This is a genomic window from Latilactobacillus sakei, assembly GCA_002953655.1.
GTDB lineage: Bacteria > Bacillota > Bacilli > Lactobacillales > Lactobacillaceae > Latilactobacillus > Latilactobacillus sakei_A.
The window spans coordinates 370,543-389,648 of record CP025839.1; the positions used below are offsets into that span (position 1 = coordinate 370,543).

Sequence of the window (19,106 nt, forward strand, 5' to 3'; positions counted from 1 at the left end):
TAGTAAGATTGGCAACCAAGTTTGACTGCCAATCTTTTTTAGTTAGAGGAGTAGTAATGATGACAATAAAAAAAGCACAGGCACCGATTTTAACGGCGGCTTTAGAGCCATATCAAGAAAATTATTTTGAAACGGACGAAGCCTACGAGAACCAGTTGATTACGGAGATGCCGTTAAAAGAAGTCACGATTAATATGGCTTATTTCAAGGGCAGCCACTTTAAAGATATCCAATTTGAGCAGGTGACGTTTGATAATTGTGATTTTCAAGACGTCCTGTTTGAGCATTGCGCGTTATTGAACTGTTCATTTATCGGTAATACTTTTCAGCGAGTGGCTTTTGACGGCTGCCAGTTAATTGGGGCCGATTTTGCCGAAGCTGGTTTGCGGGATGTTCGCTTTGTTGCTTGCAAACTGGATTATGCGGGTTTCAACCAAACCCGCATGCGCCATGTGGCTTTTGAAGAATGCTCACTACAAGAAGTGGCGTTTGAATATGTTGATTGGCAGTGGCTGACGATGAACGGTAACGATTTGAATGGCATTGATTTGACGGGGACTAATTTAAAACAGTTTGATTTGAGCCAGAATACTTTTGAAAAAGCAGTTTTCTCACTCGATTTATTGCGTGGGGCAACTGTTAGTTCTGCTCAAACGTTAGTCATTATGAGTGCTTTACGAATTAATGTGCGCTAGGTGTAACTAACATAATTGTCATTTTGCTGAGTTTTTTTGATAGATAGCTTATAATTAAGGTATCTCATTAATTAAGAGGAGACAAAAATGAAAAATTTGGGTAGACGTATTTATCAAGCAATCCAGCGCCATTTAACACTATTAAAGGGCCTTTTTATCCTATCAGTCTTAGTATTTGTTATCTTTGAAGTCGGTCGTATTTTTCGCGACCTCAATGGGGAACAATTACGGGCTAGTCTAACCACGCAAAGTCCGTTAACGTTATTAGCAATGCTCGTGATTGGCTTTTTCGCGATATTACCAATGCTCAATTACGATTTTGTCATTACGGAATTGTTGCCAGAAGATTATTCGTTTTGGTATCAGGTCAAATCGGGATGGATCGTTAATACATTTACGAATATCGCTGGTTTTGGTGGCTTTTTAGGGGCTAGCTTACGAGCTAACTTCTATGGTAAAAAAGCTTCGCAAAAAGAAATTCTAATTGCGATTTCAAAGATTGCGCTCTTTCTATTAGCCGGTCTTTCAATTTGGTGTTTAATTAGTATCGTCTTAATCTTTGGTTTTGGCATTGGTCAAATTTATGCTAACTATTGGTTATGGTTAGTCGGTGGGGCTTGTTATTTCCCAGTATTACTCGGGAGTACTCGTCTGAAGAACGCAGCATTCTTTAGTGATTTATCCGTTAAACGGATCTTGCGCTTAACAGCGGGTTCATTCTTCGAATGGGGCTTTGCTGGCGGCTTCTTCTTACTGATTGGTTATTTCTTAGAAATCAAAGGGGACTTGTTACAAGTCCTACCATTATTCATGATTGCCAACATCATTGGGGTTATTTCAATGGTGCCTGGTGGTTTAGGGACGTTTGATTTATTTATGATCTTTGGGTTGAGTGCGATTGGTGTGGGCAATGCGGATGCTGTTGTTTGGTTATCATTCTACCGGGTGTTCTACTACATCATGCCTTTCTTGGTAGGGGTCGGCTTATTTACGCACGACGCGGGTAGTCGCTTAAACCACTACCTCCAAGGCTTACCACGGCAGATTATGCAAAAAATCGCGCACCACTTTATCGTCTTTTTCCTCTATATTTCGGGGATTATTTTATTATTAGTAGCGACGGTGCCCAACTTTGCGATTACTAATACCGTGATTGGTCAACTTTATCCTTACACATTTTTCTTCCTAGATCGGGTAACGAACATTATCGTGGCCTTTGTCATGTTAGGACTAGCGCGTGGGGTTGCTAACCGGGTGAAACGGGTCTATTGGCCACTGATGATTTTATTGGTGATTGCGATTGCCAATACCTTATGGCGTGACTTCTCGATTAAGTTAGCCGTTTTCTTGTTCTTGGTCTTATTGGCCAGTCTCTTATTGAAACGGGAACTTTATCGTGAAAAAATTGAATTCTCGTGGAATGATCGGATTGTCGATGGTGCCATTTTTGTGGGTGTCTTCTTGCTGTACAGTTTTGTCGGGATTGCAAATTCACCACACTTGCATCACCGCAAACCAGTGCCAACGGCGTTATTATTCCCGTCAGAACGAATTTGGTTCGTCGGTTTTGTTGGTCTGTTAGTGGCAGCTGCAACATTGTTCATTGTTTTCCGATATTTAAGTCGGGGCGGACACGTAATTGCGACCCCGTTTGATGAAGCGCGAATTAGCAAGGTAATTGCTGAATATGGTGGCAACGAGGTCAGTCATCTAGCCTATCTAAAAGACAAATCAGTTTATTTTTATCAAGAAGATGGTGAAGATCAGGTCTTCTTATTATTCCGGAAAAAAGCGGATCGGTTGATTGTGATGGGCGAACCAGTTGGAAATCCCGATAAGTTCATCGATGCGATTGAAGCATTGATGCGCGAAGCCGATTTGATTGATTGTCACTTGGCGTTCTATGAAATCTCGGCTGAATTAACAATGCAGTTACATGAAATCGGGTTTGATTTCATCAAGTTTGGTGAAGAAGGTTACGTGAAGCTGGCTGACTTTACGTTAGTTGGTAAGAAACGTCGTGCTGAGCGGGCCTTGATGAATAAATTTGAACGTGAAGGCTATCAATTTGAATTATTGACGCCACCATTTTCAGCGGAATTAATGGCTGAATTGAAGGCTGTTTCGGATGATTGGCTTGACGGTCGCGTTGAAAAAGGGTTTTCACTCGGGTTCTTTGATCCTAACTACCTACAACAAGCAGCGATTGCTGTGATTTACGATTCAGAACATCGCATCGTGGCGTTTGCCAGTGATATGCCAACGGGGACGAAAGAAGTTTCAAGTATTGACCTCATGCGCCACAGAAAAGACGCGCCATCTGGTATAATGGATGAAGTTTTCATTAGTCTTTTTGAACACAACAAAGCAGAAGGTTATGAGTACTTCAATTTAGGGATGGCGCCTCTCGCCAACGTGGGGACGTCGGAATTCAGTTTTATTGAAGAAAAAATCGCGCATTTGATTTATGAATATGGCTATCACTTCTACGGCTTCCAAGGCTTGCGGACGTATAAGAAGAAATATACGACGAAGTGGCTTCCTAAATACATTGCTTATCAAAAGCGGACCTCAATTATCTTTACGATGCTCCAAATTCTATTAGTGGTGAACCAAAAAGTGACAGAGACGCCACAACGAAAAGGACTCGCAGGTCATTTTATGCGGTTTGTTCAAATCGGCAACTTAACTAACAATCAAGACAAATGAGGTTCTTAAATGACAGATTATTATTATTCAAAAAATCCGGAAGTTGAACATGCTGAAAAAAATTGGATGTTTGAACTACGGGGCTTTAATTTCAAGTTCACAACTGACAATGGTGTATTCTCTAAAAATACTGTGGATTATGGTTCACGGGCATTGTTAGATGCCGTTGATTTAAGCGAAACACCAGTAGGCCCCATTTTAGACATGGGTTGCGGTTACGGGCCAATCGGAATGACACTTGCTAAACTAGCACCTGAGCGCCAAATCGACATGGTCGATGTTAACGAACGCGCGCTTGGCTTGGCACAAAAAAATTGTGATTTGAATCAGATCCAAAACGTTGCAATTTTCGAATCCGCTGAATATCAAAATGTGACGGCCCAATACGCGGCAATTTTAACAAATCCCCCAATCCGGGCTGGCAAAGCAGTGGTTCAAAATATTTTAAAGGGTGCCTACGAACATTTGTTACCAGATGGTGAATTAGATGTTGTGATTCAAAAGAAACAAGGTGCGCCTTCAGCCAAGCAATTGATGGCAGATACTTTTGGCAATGTGCAGATTATTCATAAGGACAAAGGCTACTATATTTTACAAAGCATTAAGTTAAAATAATATTGAGCCGATAAGACGTCAAATAGGCTGGGATATGCTAGAATAGGGCTATAGTGTAAGGAGGTTGATACAATGAAAATGAGATATAAGATTCTAATTGGTGTTGGTGTCACAGCGGGGGTCAGCGCAACAGCTGTCATCGTTGGTTCTAAGGCAGTTATTGAGAAAGTTGAACGCTACCGTAAACGTTCGGCAGTCAAAAACTTTATCAAGGATAAACTACACGGTAATCAAAAGGCATTGGAATTGGTTGATCAGCTTTCCGATGCAGACGTGAATAATTTGTTGGGGGCAGCTGATAAGCTCAACCAACTTAAGGATAAGCTTGGCGAACAAACCGATAATATTCCAGAAATGATGGAAGATTTACGGCAAACGTTGACGGCTTATGCGACAAAGGTTAAAGAACGGTTATAAAAAACGACTAAGAGTGTTTCTAGGACAAAGATCTCTTTTGTTTTAGGGACACTCTTTTGATTGGTGAAGGGGTTAGTGAATTGGGATATACACAAACTGAGATTGATCAGTGGATGCAAGTTGCGATTGATGAAGCAAATCAAGCACGGATTATCGGTGAAGTTCCAATTGGGGCGGTCATTGTGAAGGATGGTCAAATTATCGGTCGGGGCCATAATATTCGTGAACATGCGCAAGATGCGACATTACACGCGGAAATTATCGCGATTCAAGAAGCCTGTATGGTCGAAAAAAGTTGGCGCCTAGAAGACACAGCGATTTTTGTAACGCTAGAACCGTGTCCAATGTGTGCCGGGGCGATTATCAACAGTCGGATCCCAAACGTTTATTTTGGCGCCAGTGATCCAAAAGCCGGCGTGACTGGCACCTTGATGAACCTTTTGACAGATAAACGGTTTAATCATCAAGCGACGGTGGTAGCCGGTGTGCGTGAAGGCGAATGTGCCGCCTTATTACAGACTTTTTTCAAAAAAATTCGGGAAAATCGGCGGAAAAAGAAGAAAAAAACTGGTAATTTTAAACCTAATCAGGTAGAATAAGAGTTGCCGTAAGGCCTTGAGACAATGATGAGCCTACGAATCGTGTCAGGTTCGGAAGAAAGCAGCACTAAGTTTGTTTTATCATGTGTCTTAAGTTTTTTAGAAATTAACCAGGATTAGGTCAATATGACTTAATCCTTTTTTAGTGCCTAGTGTGTTTCAGGCGCTCATATTGGGTAGGCTTAGCTGAGGCGCGGGAATAAGCGAGGCGGTCGATTGTTTGCGCGGCGCCGCTAACCGCAACAATATGCCTGAAAAAGCACGTTGATTTAGAGGATGCGGAGAGACTGAAGCTAAAATTATTTTTGGAACAGTCTCTTTTTTAGTGCCCCTAGGGTCTAAAAAATACTGTAAAATATGCTAAAATGAAACAAGTAGTTTTTTTTAACAATAGGACGATTAGGTGAAAGGCGGAGGTCATTAAATGAGCTATCAAGCTTTATATCGGGTTTGGCGGCCACAACGGTTCGATGATGTCGTTGGGCAAGAAACAATGACCCAAACATTAAAAAACGCCATCATCACAAAACAGACGAGTCATGCCTATTTATTTACGGGTCCGCGGGGGACTGGGAAAACGTCCGCTGCGAAGATTTTTGCCAAGGCGATTAACTGTCATTATCAAAAAGATGGTGAACCTTGTAATAAATGTGAAACGTGTCGGGCAATTACTGCCGGGGCGTTAAATGATGTGATTGAAATTGATGCGGCTTCAAATAACGGGGTTGAAGAAATTCGGGATATCCGGGATAAAGCGAAGTATGCCCCCACCCAAGCCGATTATAAAATTTATATTATTGATGAAGTCCACATGTTATCCACTGGTGCGTTTAATGCGCTGTTGAAAACATTGGAAGAACCACCAACAAACGTGGTCTTTATTTTAGCAACGACCGAAGTTCACAAGGTGCCAGCAACGATTATTTCGCGGACCCAACGCTTTAACTTCAAGCGGATTACGGCTGCTGATTTATTCAAACGGATGGCCTACATCTTAGAGCAAAAAGAAATGACCTATGATCCAGCTGCGTTAAAAGTGATTGCTAAAGCTGCTGAAGGTGGGATGCGGGATGCACTGAGTATCTTAGATCAGGTCTTATCCTTTAGTGATAATCACGTCACTTTAGAAAATGCGTTGGACGTGACGGGGAGTTTGACGGAAGCTTTATTAGCCGATTATGTGCAAACAATTCACGATCACGCGCCTAAAGAAGCGTTGCAATTATTGCAACAGATATTAGCTGAGGGTAAAGATGCCCAACGCTTTGTTGAAGATTTAATCGAATATGTGCGTGATTTATTGATGTACCAACAAGCACCTGAATTGGTAATGGCTAATGAAATGGATTTATTGGATGAACACTTTAAACAACTTAGTGGGGCTTTAAGTGCTGAACAATTGTATACGGTGATTGATATTTTAAATGAAACGCAACAACAATTACGCTTCACTAATCATCCAGAAATTTATTTAGAAGTCGCAACGGTCCGGTTGACACAACAACCAGTGGCACCTACGGCCGTCAGTGCCAACACCTCAGCCCCAGCTGATAATGAGCAAGTGACCCAATTAAGTCAACAAGTTGCTCAATTACAAGCGGCTTTACAAAAGTTGGCAACAGCTGGACCCAGTGCGCCGGTTCAACCAGCAAAACCTAAACCGGCTAAGAAGATTAGTAAGAAGGTTAACCGCAAGTTGATTTATCCCGTACTGGCAGATGCGACGCGGACTAACTTAGAAAACTTAAAAGAAGTTTGGCCGGACTTATTAAATATGTTAGATGTTACTAAACGGGCGATTATGCGGGTCTCTGAACCGGTAGCGGCGAGTCAAAGTGGTGTCGTCGTCGCTTTTAACTACGAAATTTTATTCGAACGGGCTAATAACGATCAGGATTTATTAACGGTCCTAGAAAATGGCTTAAACCGTTTAACGGGCAATCCGTTTAAAGTGGTTTTAGTTCCACAAGATAATTGGCCAGAGATCCGGAAAGAATATTTGCAAAATCATGCGGTTTCAGGTCATAATAATGAGGACCAACCAACGACGACTACTGAAAAAGCACCGGCGCCTGAAGTTAACGAAGTTGTGCAGCAGGCCCAAGCGTTATTCGGGGATGCAGTCGTTGTTCAAAAAGATTAATTTAAAAATTGAGAGGATGTTTTAAAATGCGCGGAATGGGTAATATGCAAGGTATGATGAAACAAATGCAAAAAATGCAAAAAGAAATGGGTCAAACACAAGACGAATTAAACAGCACCGAATTCGTCGGTAAAGCTGCTAACGACACAGTTGTTGTGACCATGACTGGTGACAAGAAGATGAAAGATATCGCCATCAAACCAGAAGCTGTTGATCCAGATGACGTTGATATGCTTCAAGATTTAATCATCATGGCAGTTAACGAAGCAATGGTTGATATCGATAAGCAAACACAAGCTAAAATGGGCAAGTTCACAAAGGGCCTCCCATTCTAAGGTAACCGAATAAGGAAGTGCACATATGCAATATCCAGAACCAATTGCGAAGTTGATCGAAAGTTATATGAAATTACCAGGAATTGGTAACAAAACGGCAACACGGTTAGCTTTTTATACGATTGATATGAACGAAGATGACGTGACTAACTTTGCCAAGAATTTAATTTCAGCACGTCGAGACCTCCATTATTGTAGTGTCTGCGGTAATATCACTGATGAAGATCCTTGTGAGATTTGTCGGGATACGGCGCGTAGTCAGGAAATGATTTTGGTGGTCGAACAACCTAAAGATGTGATGTCGATGGAACGGATGAACGATTATCACGGCCTCTATCACGTCTTGCACGGGGTATTGTCACCCATTGAAGGCAAAGGGCCAGACGATATTAATATTGCTAATTTAATTAAACGACTCCAAAAAACACCGGCTAAAGAAGTCATCATTGCTACCAATGCGACGCCAGAAGGAGAAGCCACGGCGATGTATATTTCACGGCTGATTAAGCCGGCTGGGATTAAAGTTACCCGCTTAGCCCATGGCTTAGCGGTCGGAAGTGATATTGAATATGCAGATGAGATGACTTTATTAAAAGCTGTCGAGGGTCGTCAAGAAATCTAGAAATGGTGGGGTTATAATGTTCGGTAGACGAAAACCAACGCTAAGAGAAGCTGGCGATGAAGCGTTACTTGATTTGATTTATCAAGTGAAAGATAAGTGGCGCTCAGCACAAAAAACGCAAGCCAATGTTAGAGGACTCGATCAAACGTTGGAGATGGAAAGTAAAATCCAACAAGCAAAGTTCGAATTTTTATACCGACAAGCACGTCAACGCAAGGTGGCCAGTGATGCCGTTTCGCGCGAAGTAGCCAGCCGTAATGCTTTAAGATAACCAAAAAAAGATTGGGACCGCGATAAAAGTGATTTTATCAAGGCCCAATCTTTTTATTAGCGAACTTTTAACCCCTTCCCTTTACCTTGTTTGCTCAATCAAGTAAAATAAGAGTAACTCTATTGATGAAGAAGGTTGTTGTGTGGTAGGCAAATTAATTACGTTTGAAGGGCCAGATGGTGCCGGCAAGACCAGTGCACTCGAAGCAGTCGTGGCACGCTTGCAAAAAGAAGTGTCTCAAGAAATTGTGGTAACACGTGAACCGGGTGGCAATCCCATTTCTGAACAGATTCGCCAGATTATCTTGGATGTGAAGAATACAGCAATGGATGATCGAACAGAAGCATTATTATACGCAGCAGCTAGAAGACAACATATTGTTGAAAAGATTCAACCAGCGCTGGCAGCTGATAAGCTCGTCATTTGTGATCGATTTGTGGATAGTTCAATTGCTTATCAAGGTGCCGGTCGCGGGATCGGCGAAGATGCCGTGGCGCAAATGAATTTATTTGCCACCGACGGCCTCACACCGGATTTAACGTTATACTTAGATGTGCCTTCTGAAGTTGGGTTAGCCCGAATCAAGCAGCACCGTCAGAATCAATATGACCGTTTGGATCAGGAAAAATTAGCGTTCCATCAAAAAGTACGTCAATCTTATTTGAAATTAGCACAAGCGCACCCAGATCGGATTAAAACAATCGATGCCTCACAACCTCTTGAAGCGGTTGTGACACAATGTTTACAAGTTATCGCACAAGCCAATCCGCATTTATTTGAAGTATAAGGGGAGAGATTAAGATGAAATTATTATTAGCAATCGTCCAAGACAAAGACAGTAACTTATTAAGTAGTGAATTAATTGATGCCAACATTCGAGCAACGAAGTTATCAACAACGGGGGGCTTTTTGAAATCTGGCAATACAACGTTTATCGTGGGGATTGAAGACGAACGTGTCCCAGAAGCCTTGAAGATTATTGAAGAAACGTGCCAAGCACGCGAACAATTCATGACACCTCCGATCAATATGGATGCGACAATGGACAGTTCAATGTCATACCCTATTGAAGTACAAGTCGGTGGGGCAACCGTCTTTGTGATGCCAATCGAACAATTCCACCGCTTTTAAACAATGGCCACTTTAACAATTGAACAAATGCAACCCAAGCTTGTCCAGCAGTTTGCCCAGATTGTTGCGCGTGGGCAGTTAGCACATGGCTATTTATTAGCCGGTGCACAAGGTGTGGGTAAAATGCAATTAGCACAATGGTTGGCACTGCGTCTTTTTTGCCAACAGGTCAATGAAGACAGCCAACCGTGCTATCAATGTCCTGAGTGTCAGCGGATTTTAACCGGGAATCATCCCGACGTTGTCGAAATAAAACCCGACGGTAAGAGCATTAAAATTGCTGATATTCGTTATTTGAAGCAAGAAGTTGCTAAGAGTGGGATGGAATCGAGTCAGCGGCTTTTCATTATTGAAGCGGCAGAGACATTGACGGCTAGCGCGGCCAATAGTTTATTGAAATTTTTGGAAGAACCGGCCCCAAACGTCTATGCGATTTTATGTACCAGCAATAAGAATCTGATGTTACCGACGATTTTGTCGCGGCTTCAAGTGATTGATTTAGCTAATCTGCCGAAGGAAATGGTCCGGCAACAATTTGAAGCAGCCCAGATTTTACCAGCGCAGGCACAGCTATTGAGTCACTTGACGAGTGATTTAACGCAGGCGCAACAATTATTGGCTGAAGACTGGCTAATGCAAGTCGTTGCTAAAATTACGAGTTGGGCCCAAAAAGTCGCTCAAAAGGACTTAGAGAGTTTCGTAGCCATTCAAACGCAACTATTACCATTATTGGCGGATCGGTCTCAACAAAAGATTGCCTTAAATTTAATCGGTTTGTGGTATCAAGATCTTTTAAACTGCCGGTATGATTTGGCGGGGGATCTTTGTTTTAGTGAGTATCGTCCGCAGTTAAATACCATTAGTCAACAAATGACCGCAGCGGAGATTGTGGCGCAAACAGAATTCGTTTTAACGGCCCAACGCACGTTTGAACAAAATGTGAGTTGCCAAAACGTCTTAGAGAGTTTAACGTTAAATTTAATCGCAGTAGCATAGCGGATCATAGTTCAAAAATTAGCTTAAAAGGCCATCGGGAGGATGTAAACGTTGAGTAAAACAGACTTATACGAACAATTATTAACTATTGAGCAGCAGGCCAAGTTAACGTTTGACGGCATCACTGAAATGAAGGCAGTTTTATCTAAAGTTCTGGAAGAAAATGCAGAATTAGAGATTGAAAATAAACACCTCAGAGAACACCTTCAGGAATTACAACAAACAACTGAGGAAACTGACACCAAAGATTTATCGCAAGGTTTGTCTAAGTCTAAACAAAATTTACAGAATCTGTATGAAGAAGGCTTTCATATCTGTCCTTATTTCTATGGCTCGCGACGTGAAAACGACGAACCATGCGCCTTTTGTAACGACGTTATTTATGGTGAACGGACAGCTGATTAATCATTAAGCAACGCAAACAGGGCGCTGAGGCAAGATTATTTGTCGCGGCGCCCGCTTTTATAAGTTCGAGTCATTACGGCGTGAAGGGATAAATAAACATGCAAACACAATCTAGTTTTAAAACAACCACTCAAGGGACGCTCTATTTGGTGCCAACGCCAATCGGTAATTTGGGTGATATGACGTATCGCGCAATTGAGACGTTAAAAAACGTTCAGTTAATTGCGGCTGAAGATACACGCAATACGCAAAAATTATTGAACCACTTTGAAATTGAAACCAAACAAATTAGTTTCCACGAACATAATACGCAACAACGGATTGAAACGTTGATTGAAAAATTGGCAGCAGGCGACGATATTGCCCAAGTTAGTGATGCGGGGATGCCATCGATTAGCGATCCGGGTCATGAATTGGTCAAAGCTTGTATCGAAGCCAATATCGCAGTCGTACCACTACCAGGCGCAAATGCTGGGATTACGGCGTTAATTGCTTCCGGGATTACACCGCAACCCTTTACGTTCTTTGGCTTTTTACCACGCAAAGGTAAAGAATTAACGGAAACGGTCGCGCAATTAGCTTTAAAGCCGGAAACAACTATCTTTTACGAAGCGCCTCATCGTTTAAAAAAGACGTTACAAGCATTGATTAACGGTTTTGGTGGCGAGCGCCAAGTGACTTTAGGCCGAGAATTGACGAAGAAGTTTGAAGAATTTATTCGCGGTGATTTACAAGAAGCCTTAACTTGGGCAACTGATAATGACATGCGCGGTGAATTTGTGATTATCGTAGCAGGCAACCCCACGCCTCAAAACCTAAGTGTGGTGGCAACTGATCCGACTTTATCACTATCAGAACAAGTCGAAGCTCAAATTCAACAAGGGGCTAGTCCCAATGTTGCCATTAAAACGGTCGCTAAGGCCAATGACTTGAAGAAACAGGTGGTCTACAAGGCGTACCACGATTTAACAGAATAGAGGAAATAAGATGGCAGGCAAGCAGTATACAGAGGAATACCGAATTCCGTATTTTGAAACGGATATTAAAGGCGAGTTAACTTTGGCATCTTTAGTCAACGTTTTAATTTTGGCCTCAGAACACCAACTCAATGACCTCAATGTCGGTGAAGAAACAATGCACAGCTTAAATCTTGGCTGGGTTGTCACACAATATCAAATGACGATTAACCGGATGCCCAAAGTGGATGAAAAGGTCCGAATTGTGACCGAAGCAGAGAGTTATAATCGTTATTTCTGTTATCGGAATTTTTGGCTGTATGATGAAGCAGGCCACGAGTGTGTCTTTGTTCAAAGTATTTTCGTGATGATGTCTTATGAAACGCGTAGTATGGTGCCCGTCGTTCCAGAAATTATGGCACCATTTGAATCAATGGCGATCAAAGGCAGCAAACGATTCCTTCGGATTAAGAAGCTAGACCCAGAAAAAGCGGCGCAAAAAGAATACCGCGTGCGTTATTTTGATATTGATGGCAATCAACACGTCAACAACGTCCATTATTTTGAATGGATGTTAGACGCCTTGGATTATGATTTCTTGATGGATCATCGGGTGACAAGTGTTAATATCCGTTACGGCCACGAAATCCAATACGGTCAAATGACACAAAGCCAGGTCGAACAAGTGATGGTGGATGATATAATGACGACACGTCATAAAGTCGCTGTAGGTGACTTGAGTGCAGCAGAAGCTGAAATAACATGGACTAAAAGATAAGCGTGTCTTTGTCAGCGATTAACTGCTGGTAAAGGCACAGTTCAATCGCATAAATGGGGAAAGTCATATGGTTAAAATAATTGAATTGTTTGCTAAACAGCATCCATATCTTGCCTATATCGTGTTAATTGTAACGGCGAGTTTGATCGGAATTACCATTGAAGGGCTTATAAATCGGGATTTTGTTAACAACATATGGGGCGCTTTAATGGTGATTGTAATTGGGATAATTGGCATTTATTATAAGCAAAAAAAGAAATCATAACAGTAATTGGAAATATGCTGGATAGCACGTAATGAACTAAAAAAGGCGCGGACATGACCATGTCCGCGCCTTTTTTAGCTATTTTTTTTATGAAACGGCATTGCTGACGAAGTTCACGAGGTCTTCGCCTGTTTTACCAGCACTTAAGCCAACTTGAAGTTTCAAGCGCGCTTTGGGGCCGTTTAAGCCTTGGCAGAAAGTAATCCCCATTTTTTTCAATTTAACGCCACCACCATCGTAGTCGTAGACGTCTTCGGCAATCCCGTTGAAACAACGTGATACGAGCACAACCGGGATGTTGCGGTCTAGTAAGGCTTGGATAGCAGGCAGTGTTGCGGGTGGTAAGTTGCCAGCACCAAGGGCCTCGATTACAAGCCCCTTAGTGGTTGGTTGATTGATGGCTTCAAAAAGCGTCCCGTCCATGCCGGCATAAGCTTTTAATAAGAAGACCGGTTCAACCAATTCTTGAATATCGCAGATTTCAGAACGAATTAATTCTTGGAAGAAATTTGCATCGTGCTTGCTGACCAAACCAATTGGGCCAAAAGTTGGTGTTCTAAAAGTAGCGACATTTGTCGTGTGCGTCTTGGTTACATAACGAGCGGTGTGAATTTCATCGTTCATGACGACTAAAACACCCTTATCGTGGGCATCGTCAGAAGCAGCGGTCCAAACGGCACTGATTAAGTTATGGAGACCGTCTGAGCCGATTTCATTAGAAGAACGCATCGCACCGGTGATGACAATTGGCACGTTGTTAGGCAAGGTCAGGTCTAAGAAGTAGGCTGTTTCTTCAAGGGTATCGGTCCCGTGAGTGATGACGACCCCATCGATACCAGTTGCTTCAGCTGCTTGAATGCGATTTTTGAGCGCTAACATCACGGCTGGTGTAATGTGTGGTGAAGGGAGATTCGTAAATTCTTCACTGATAATTGTGAGTTGGTTATCGAATAATTTTTCAAAACCGGCCATTGGATTTTGACCAGTTGGTGCGACTGCACCGTCTTGATCAGCGGACATGGCGATTGTACCGCCAGTGTGCAAGACGAGGATTTTTTTCATAGTTGTCAGTCCCTTTCATAATCAAGCTTAATTAGTTCCAGTATAGCAAATTTTAACCACCTTGAGATGATATATTTTGAAGTGGACAAACTGAATAGTTGTATCCTCAGGGAATCGGTGGTACATTTAGTAAGTTCTAAAAAGATTCGGAGTAGGGATTAAAGCGTTAAGTGCTGGTGGAACGGAATGTGAACACCAGACGAAGAGCAGTAATGCTCGCGGTTTTAGTCCCGCATTCGCCGCAGTGTTATTTGTGGCAACTCCAAAAGGGAGATGCTTTTTTTATGGTTAATCAAGATCGGTTATTTGGTGTGAAGTTAGATACCAGACGCATTGTATTACTGGCGGTTTTAATCGCTTTACAATTAGTGATTGCGCGCTTTGCGATTTCACTAACGATTTACAGAATTAGTTTTGGGTTTATCGTCACCGCTTTAATGGGTTGGTGGTTTGGGCCAGTTTGGGCGGGCTTAGCGGCCGTCCTTGGCGATCTGATCAATAGTTTGATGATTGGTGTCCCGGGTGGTTATTTCCCCGGATTCACGTTATCAGCCTTCTTAGGGGCTTTCATTTACGGCTGTTTCTTCTACCGACAAAAGATTACGTGGTTACGCGTGATTTTAGCGGTATTAACGGTGGTGGTTGTCGTTAATCTCGGTCTAAATTCATGGTGGGTCTCGATTTTAAGTCAAACCCCAATCAGTGTCCATTTTGCCACCCGAGCGGTGGGTGAAGCCGCCACAATGGTCATTCATCCGATTGTGATTTACCTCGTGATGCATTTTGAACCAATTGTTCGTTTGAAAGACAGAATTCAATAATTTTAAAGGCTAAGCAGTCAGTTATTTGCTTAGCCTTTTTGTATAGGATAAAATAAAAAAACTATATCAAAATAAGTCTCTTAATGAGAATTTATTCTGATATAGTTATGAGTAATTTAACAGAAGTTATGTTACATGGCGTTGAACATTAGATATATATTATTGGGCTTATCTTTTTCTAACGTAAGTGGTGTAGCTGGTTGACCTGCATAACCGTATTCTTTTATGTGATAGGCCATATATTCCTCTTCGGTTGATATATTGAAATGTGCATTAAGAACCTCAATAAAACCATATCTGGTTGTTCCTGGATATAATTCCTCCATAGAATTTCCGACAGTGTATTGATGACGACCATCTTCAGTATAGACATGATCAGTATCTGAATATCCCGAAGTATATTTATCCATATAGCTAACTTTATCGCCAACTTTACCAGTAAAGGTGCCTACTTTATAGAAGGGACGGTGTTCTTGAGAATAGATTATATATACGTTGTATGAAACCTGGTCTGTTGGTTCGGGTTTGTCAGTATTGTTATTATCGTGGTTGTTATTAGTATTGCCAGTATTTGAACCATTGTCTTGGTTGTTATTGGTATTACCGGTATTTGAGCCGTTATCTTGGTTATTATTGGTATTACCAGCATTTGAACCATTATCGTGGTTGTTATTAGTATTGCCAGTATTTGAACCATTGTCTTGGTTGTTATTGGTATTACCGGTATTTGAGCCGTTATCTTGGTTATTATTGGTATTACCAGCATTTGAACCATTATCGTGGTTGTTATTAGTATTGCCAGTATTTGAGCCGTTATCTTGGTTATTATTGGTATTACCAGCATTTGAACCATTATTTTGATTGTTATTAGTATTACCAGTATTTGAGCTGTTATCTTGGTTATTATTGTTACTACTATTGTTTGAATTACTATTTACATTAGTACTTGGTGCTGTGGTTGTATCGTTAACATCAGGGCTAACTGGTTTTGTAACGATAACTGAGGCATTGTTCTTAACAGGTTGTGAAGAATCTAGATTGTAAGCATTATTATCCCCATTTTTATCCTTAACAATCACAGTGCTATTAACACCGTTCCATTTAAAAAGCAATGTGTTACCAGTTTCAATCAAATCAACATTACTAATATGGTTAATTTCAGCAAGACGTTTAATAGAAACATCAACGCCATTTAGTTTAGCAGCTGCACTAATCGTACTTAATGTATCTCCCCATTTGATTGTATACTTATCAATCCCTGTTGTTTTTAAGTCTTGTCGAATGGCTTGGACACTTCTAGGCGTCCAGTTCGTTGCAGCTTCAACAGAGTGACTTGCACCATTAAAAATAGGTGTTACGGTTAGTAAGGTTACTCCAGAAACAAGTAGACTTGTACTAATCTTTGATAATTTCATAATATTCCCTCCAAGTAATAAGATTACGGTATCATTTTAGCATGAAAGAGTAATATATGGAACATTTATATTTAAATAGATATAATAGTCACTTTAATGAGTGGTCTTAGTCTTTTAGTGTTGAACTAAAAGGAACTATGACATAATGATTAAACAAATAGGCAATTTAATCCGTACTAAACGGTTGGACCAAAAAATGACAATTGAACAACTGGCTGAAAAAGCAGAATTATCAGCCAGTTTTATCGCTAAGTTTGAACGAAATGATCAGAATAATATTTCGATACAAGCACTTGAAAAAATCGTGAATGCTTTAAACATGAAGTTGGGTGATTTATTCATGTACGAGGGTATCAGCGACACAACAACTTTAGAATTAATCGGTTATCTCTCTCGCTTAAGCGAAACAGATCAACAAGAATTAAGTGCGGCAATTCTAAAAATGATAAAAATTAGTCAAAAAAATAGTAAATAGGAAAAAAGCTTTGAACCGACCTCTGTCGATTTAATCGCTAATTTATGCTAGAATAACAAGGATTATAAGCAGAAGAAGGATGACATTAATGAAGCTATTGGCAATGGATACCTCGAATCAAGCGGTGAGTGTGGCGCTACTTGAAGACCAACAAATATTAGGCGAAATGACCGTCAATATTCGGCAAACCCACAGTCAAACATTGTTACCAATGATTGATCAACTTTTAAAACAAACTAAGACATCGATTGAAGCAATTGACCGGTTTGTAGTCGCACAAGGGCCTGGTTCATATACTGGCTTGCGGATTGCGGTCACAACGGCCAAGTCTTTTGCCTGGACAATGGCCAAGGAATTAGTCGGGATTTCCAGTTTGGCGCTCTTAGCGGGGAATGTTCAAGAAACAACCGCTTTGATTGTGCCGCTATTTGATGCGCGTCGGGATAATGTTTTTGCCGGTGTTTATCAATGGCAAGACCAGCACTTACAAAACGTGGTCGCTGATCAACATTTGGCACTAACTGACTTATTAGCACAAGTGGCATTATTAAATGAACCCGTCTATTTTGTTGGCGGTGACGTACAACGGTTTAACGCACAGATTAAAGCCACTTTGGGTAGTCAGGCCCATTTTGTCGATGCTAACCATAACTTGCCACACGCAGCTGTTCTAGGCCAATTGGGGGCTAAGGCTGAACCAGTTGCTGACATCCATGGCTTTGGCCCACATTATCTCAGAAAGACAGAAGCAGAGGTCAATTGGGGTAAGACACATGACGATCAAGGATCGGCAGCTTATGTGGAACAAGTTTAGAGAATACCTGCGTCCACGTGTTTGGTTAAAAAAAGAGCTCCCCTATGTTACGCGGCAAGTGATGATTGATAATCAATCGTTTTACTTGGCGCGTGCTAGCCAAAGCGATATTCCAGCCTTGATTGATATTGAACGCTCGGTCTATGGCGGTAAAACACCCTGGGATCGCTGGGCCTTTGCTAGTGAACTCAGCAAGCGCCGGACATCGATTTATTTAGTATTATGTCAAGGTTCAGAAGTGGTCGCGTTTGTCGGGGCTTGGTTTTCGACTAATGAGGCCCATATCACGAATATTGCGGTCCGTCCCAGCTTTCAAAAAAAGGGGATTGGCCACTTTTTAGTCCATGAAGTGGTTGCACTTGCGCGGGATTATCCAAGCCAAAAAATTACCCTTGAGGTCCGCACTGGTAATACCGGCGCTCAATCGGTTTATCGACGGATGGGGTTTAAGGTGGTTAAAACCAGACGTAATTATTATGTTCAGGAAAAAGAAGATGCATTCAGTATGTGCCGCATACTGAGTCAATAGGAGTAACAAAATGACGGAGAAAAAAGAATTAATTTTAGCCTTTGAATCAAGTTGTGATGAAACGAGTGTGGCGGTGATTGAAAATGGCCAACGCATCTTAAGCAATGTCATTGCAACGCAGATTAAGAGTCACCAACGCTTTGGTGGAGTAGTGCCAGAAGTCGCTAGCCGCCATCATGTTGAACAAATCACACTTTGTACACAAGAAGCACTGGAACAAGCCGGTGTGTCTTATGCTGATTTAACAGCGGTCGCGGTTACTTACGGTCCCGGATTAGTTGGCGCTTTGTTAATTGGGGTCACAGCGGCCAAAGCAATCGCCTATGCGCATCATTTACCACTTGTACCGGTCAATCATATGGCCGGGCACATTTATGCGGCTCGCTTTGTTAAACCGCTCGAATACCCCTTGTTAGCCCTCTTGGTTTCAGGTGGTCATACAGAATTGGTTTATATGCCTGCTGCGGGTCAGTTTGAAATCATCGGAGATACACGGGATGATGCAGCTGGCGAAGCCTACGATAAGATTGGTCGGGTCTTAGGTGTGCCATATCCAGCGGGTAAGGAAATTGATCGGCTTGCACATTTAGGCCAAGATACGTTTAATTTTCCCCGTGCAATGTTGAAAGAAGATAACTTGGACTTCAGTTTTAGTGGTCTCAAGAGTGCTTTTATCAATACGGTTCACCATGCTGATCAAATCGGCGAAACATTGGATCAAGCGGATTTAGCGGCGAGCTTCCAAGCAAGTGTTGTGGAAGTGTTAGTGACTAAAACCCTCCGCGCAGCTCAAGCACTAAAGGTTAAACAACTAGTTGTTGCCGGCGGGGTTGCGGCCAACCAAGGTCTGCGAGAAGGTTTAGCCGCTGGGATTGAATCAGCAGGATTAGACCTTGATTTAATCATGCCACCACTACGCTTATGTGGCGATAACGGCGCGATGATTGGCGCTGCTGCGCACATTGCGCTTGCGCAAAATACGTTGGCCGATTTAGATTTAAACGCCGTCCCTAGTTTGGACTTTCCATATCAAAACGAACTTTAAAATTAAAA

Annotated in this window: 23 protein-coding genes and 1 other RNA gene; 22 read left to right on the top strand and 2 right to left on the bottom strand. The window is 41.8% G+C overall.

The window, feature by feature from the left end; all coding sequences use genetic code 11:
• The first annotated feature begins 59 nt into the window (after positions 1 to 59).
• The 17 genes from C0213_01610 (at position 60) to C0213_01690 (ending at position 12,937) form a co-directional block, all read left to right on the top strand.
• Positions 60 to 695, top strand: a complete 636-nt coding sequence (locus C0213_01610; GenBank protein AUX11187.1) for a pentapeptide repeat-containing protein — start codon at positions 60 to 62, stop codon at positions 693 to 695.
• 87 nt (positions 696 to 782) lie between these two features.
• On the top strand, positions 783 to 3,404 hold the full coding sequence (locus C0213_01615) for a TIGR00374 family protein (protein ID AUX11188.1): 2,622 nt from the start codon (positions 783 to 785) through the stop codon (positions 3,402 to 3,404).
• 9 nt (positions 3,405 to 3,413) lie between these two features.
• Entirely contained in the window at positions 3,414 to 4,019 is a 606-nt protein-coding gene (locus C0213_01620) for a 16S rRNA methyltransferase (protein ID AUX11189.1), read from the top strand.
• Positions 4,020 to 4,091: 72 nt separating this feature from the next.
• Positions 4,092 to 4,436: a hypothetical protein gene (locus tag C0213_01625; protein AUX11190.1), complete on the top strand. Its 345-nt coding sequence runs from the start codon at positions 4,092 to 4,094 to the stop codon at positions 4,434 to 4,436.
• An 80-nt stretch (positions 4,437 to 4,516) separates the two neighbouring features.
• Complete coding sequence (locus tag C0213_01630; protein AUX12790.1) at positions 4,517 to 5,035, top strand: tRNA-specific adenosine deaminase; 519 nt, start codon at positions 4,517 to 4,519, stop codon at positions 5,033 to 5,035.
• Positions 5,036 to 5,042: 7 nt separating this feature from the next.
• An RNA gene (gene ffs / locus C0213_01635) (signal recognition particle sRNA small type) lies at positions 5,043 to 5,140 on the top strand.
• Positions 5,141 to 5,459: 319 nt separating this feature from the next.
• Complete coding sequence (locus tag C0213_01640; GenBank protein ID AUX11191.1) at positions 5,460 to 7,178, top strand: DNA polymerase III subunit gamma/tau; 1,719 nt, start codon at positions 5,460 to 5,462, stop codon at positions 7,176 to 7,178.
• Positions 7,179 to 7,204: 26 nt separating this feature from the next.
• Positions 7,205 to 7,513, top strand: a complete 309-nt coding sequence (locus C0213_01645) for a YbaB/EbfC family nucleoid-associated protein (GenBank protein ID AUX11192.1) — start codon at positions 7,205 to 7,207, stop codon at positions 7,511 to 7,513.
• 25 nt (positions 7,514 to 7,538) lie between these two features.
• Positions 7,539 to 8,135 (top strand): recombination protein RecR, encoded by a 597-nt coding sequence (locus C0213_01650; protein ID AUX11193.1) that lies wholly within the window; start codon positions 7,539 to 7,541, stop codon positions 8,133 to 8,135.
• A gap of 16 nt (positions 8,136 to 8,151) precedes the next feature.
• Positions 8,152 to 8,406, top strand: a complete 255-nt coding sequence (locus tag C0213_01655) for a DUF2508 domain-containing protein (protein AUX11194.1) — start codon at positions 8,152 to 8,154, stop codon at positions 8,404 to 8,406.
• A 142-nt stretch (positions 8,407 to 8,548) separates the two neighbouring features.
• Entirely contained in the window at positions 8,549 to 9,193 is a 645-nt protein-coding gene (locus C0213_01660) for a dTMP kinase (GenBank protein AUX11195.1), read from the top strand.
• 14 nt (positions 9,194 to 9,207) lie between these two features.
• On the top strand, positions 9,208 to 9,537 hold the full coding sequence (locus C0213_01665; protein AUX11196.1) for a hypothetical protein: 330 nt from the start codon (positions 9,208 to 9,210) through the stop codon (positions 9,535 to 9,537).
• A 3-nt stretch (positions 9,538 to 9,540) separates the two neighbouring features.
• Entirely contained in the window at positions 9,541 to 10,533 is a 993-nt protein-coding gene (locus C0213_01670; GenBank protein ID AUX11197.1) for a DNA polymerase III subunit delta', read from the top strand.
• A 51-nt stretch (positions 10,534 to 10,584) separates the two neighbouring features.
• Complete coding sequence (locus tag C0213_01675; protein ID AUX11198.1) at positions 10,585 to 10,938, top strand: initiation-control protein YabA; 354 nt, start codon at positions 10,585 to 10,587, stop codon at positions 10,936 to 10,938.
• Between the two features lie 98 nt (positions 10,939 to 11,036).
• Positions 11,037 to 11,915 carry a 16S rRNA (cytidine(1402)-2'-O)-methyltransferase gene (gene rsmI, locus C0213_01680; protein ID AUX11199.1) on the top strand — a complete coding sequence of 293 codons (879 nt, stop codon included), beginning with the start codon at positions 11,037 to 11,039 and terminating at the stop codon, positions 11,913 to 11,915.
• A gap of 10 nt (positions 11,916 to 11,925) precedes the next feature.
• Positions 11,926 to 12,672: an acyl-ACP thioesterase gene (locus tag C0213_01685; protein ID AUX11200.1), complete on the top strand. Its 747-nt coding sequence runs from the start codon at positions 11,926 to 11,928 to the stop codon at positions 12,670 to 12,672.
• Between the two features lie 67 nt (positions 12,673 to 12,739).
• Positions 12,740 to 12,937, top strand: a complete 198-nt coding sequence (locus tag C0213_01690; GenBank protein ID AUX11201.1) for a hypothetical protein — start codon at positions 12,740 to 12,742, stop codon at positions 12,935 to 12,937.
• 87 nt (positions 12,938 to 13,024) lie between these two features.
• Here C0213_01690 and C0213_01695 read toward each other — a convergent pair whose 3' ends face one another.
• On the bottom strand, positions 13,025 to 13,999 hold the full coding sequence (locus C0213_01695) for an L-asparaginase (GenBank protein ID AUX11202.1): 975 nt from the start codon (positions 13,997 to 13,999) through the stop codon (positions 13,025 to 13,027).
• A gap of 284 nt (positions 14,000 to 14,283) precedes the next feature.
• Here C0213_01695 and C0213_01700 point away from each other — a divergent pair, with 284 nt between their 5' ends.
• The gene (locus C0213_01700; protein AUX11203.1) at positions 14,284 to 14,820 is read left to right on the top strand and encodes a folate family ECF transporter S component; all 537 of its coding nucleotides are present in this window, start codon (positions 14,284 to 14,286) and stop codon (positions 14,818 to 14,820) included.
• Between the two features lie 131 nt (positions 14,821 to 14,951).
• Here the strand turns inward: C0213_01700 and C0213_01705 are convergent, their stop codons facing one another.
• Positions 14,952 to 16,235 carry a hypothetical protein gene (locus tag C0213_01705; GenBank protein ID AUX11204.1) on the bottom strand — a complete coding sequence of 428 codons (1,284 nt, stop codon included), beginning with the start codon at positions 16,233 to 16,235 and terminating at the stop codon, positions 14,952 to 14,954.
• Between the two features lie 145 nt (positions 16,236 to 16,380).
• Here C0213_01705 and C0213_01710 point away from each other — a divergent pair, with 145 nt between their 5' ends.
• The 4 genes from C0213_01710 to tsaD all read left to right on the top strand — a co-directional run bounded on the left by C0213_01710 (position 16,381) and on the right by tsaD (position 19,098).
• Entirely contained in the window at positions 16,381 to 16,710 is a 330-nt protein-coding gene (locus C0213_01710) for an XRE family transcriptional regulator (protein ID AUX11205.1), read from the top strand.
• 88 nt (positions 16,711 to 16,798) lie between these two features.
• The gene (gene tsaB, locus C0213_01715; GenBank protein AUX11206.1) at positions 16,799 to 17,524 is read left to right on the top strand and encodes a tRNA (adenosine(37)-N6)-threonylcarbamoyltransferase complex dimerization subunit type 1 TsaB; all 726 of its coding nucleotides are present in this window, start codon (positions 16,799 to 16,801) and stop codon (positions 17,522 to 17,524) included.
• A 61-nt stretch (positions 17,525 to 17,585) separates the two neighbouring features.
• Positions 17,586 to 18,053 carry a ribosomal-protein-alanine N-acetyltransferase gene (rimI, locus tag C0213_01720; GenBank protein ID AUX12791.1) on the top strand — a complete coding sequence of 156 codons (468 nt, stop codon included), beginning with the start codon at positions 17,586 to 17,588 and terminating at the stop codon, positions 18,051 to 18,053.
• A gap of 10 nt (positions 18,054 to 18,063) precedes the next feature.
• Entirely contained in the window at positions 18,064 to 19,098 is a 1,035-nt protein-coding gene (tsaD, locus tag C0213_01725; protein ID AUX11207.1) for a tRNA (adenosine(37)-N6)-threonylcarbamoyltransferase complex transferase subunit TsaD, read from the top strand.
• The last annotated feature ends 8 nt before the right edge of the window (positions 19,099 to 19,106 follow it).

Coding starts and splice junctions, on each gene's coding strand:
- C0213_01620 (AUX11189.1), top strand. CDS start 3,414: ATGACAGATTATTATTATTCAAAAAATCCGGAAGTTGAACATGCTGAA.
- C0213_01625 (AUX11190.1), top strand. CDS start 4,092: ATGAAAATGAGATATAAGATTCTAATTGGTGTTGGTGTCACAGCGGGG.
- C0213_01695 (AUX11202.1), bottom strand. CDS start 13,999: ATGAAAAAAATCCTCGTCTTGCACACTGGCGGTACAATCGCCATGTCC.
- C0213_01690 (AUX11201.1), top strand. CDS start 12,740: ATGGTTAAAATAATTGAATTGTTTGCTAAACAGCATCCATATCTTGCC.
- C0213_01615 (AUX11188.1), top strand. CDS start 783: ATGAAAAATTTGGGTAGACGTATTTATCAAGCAATCCAGCGCCATTTA.
- C0213_01640 (AUX11191.1), top strand. CDS start 5,460: ATGAGCTATCAAGCTTTATATCGGGTTTGGCGGCCACAACGGTTCGAT.
- C0213_01710 (AUX11205.1), top strand. CDS start 16,381: ATGATTAAACAAATAGGCAATTTAATCCGTACTAAACGGTTGGACCAA.
- rimI (AUX12791.1), top strand. CDS start 17,586: ATGATTGATAATCAATCGTTTTACTTGGCGCGTGCTAGCCAAAGCGAT.
- C0213_01705 (AUX11204.1), bottom strand. CDS start 16,235: ATGAAATTATCAAAGATTAGTACAAGTCTACTTGTTTCTGGAGTAACC.
- C0213_01665 (AUX11196.1), top strand. CDS start 9,208: ATGAAATTATTATTAGCAATCGTCCAAGACAAAGACAGTAACTTATTA.
- tsaD (AUX11207.1), top strand. CDS start 18,064: ATGACGGAGAAAAAAGAATTAATTTTAGCCTTTGAATCAAGTTGTGAT.
- C0213_01685 (AUX11200.1), top strand. CDS start 11,926: ATGGCAGGCAAGCAGTATACAGAGGAATACCGAATTCCGTATTTTGAA.
- C0213_01670 (AUX11197.1), top strand. CDS start 9,541: ATGGCCACTTTAACAATTGAACAAATGCAACCCAAGCTTGTCCAGCAG.
- C0213_01610 (AUX11187.1), top strand. CDS start 60: ATGACAATAAAAAAAGCACAGGCACCGATTTTAACGGCGGCTTTAGAG.
- rsmI (AUX11199.1), top strand. CDS start 11,037: ATGCAAACACAATCTAGTTTTAAAACAACCACTCAAGGGACGCTCTAT.
- C0213_01650 (AUX11193.1), top strand. CDS start 7,539: ATGCAATATCCAGAACCAATTGCGAAGTTGATCGAAAGTTATATGAAA.
- tsaB (AUX11206.1), top strand. CDS start 16,799: ATGAAGCTATTGGCAATGGATACCTCGAATCAAGCGGTGAGTGTGGCG.
- C0213_01655 (AUX11194.1), top strand. CDS start 8,152: ATGTTCGGTAGACGAAAACCAACGCTAAGAGAAGCTGGCGATGAAGCG.
- C0213_01645 (AUX11192.1), top strand. CDS start 7,205: ATGCGCGGAATGGGTAATATGCAAGGTATGATGAAACAAATGCAAAAA.
- C0213_01700 (AUX11203.1), top strand. CDS start 14,284: ATGGTTAATCAAGATCGGTTATTTGGTGTGAAGTTAGATACCAGACGC.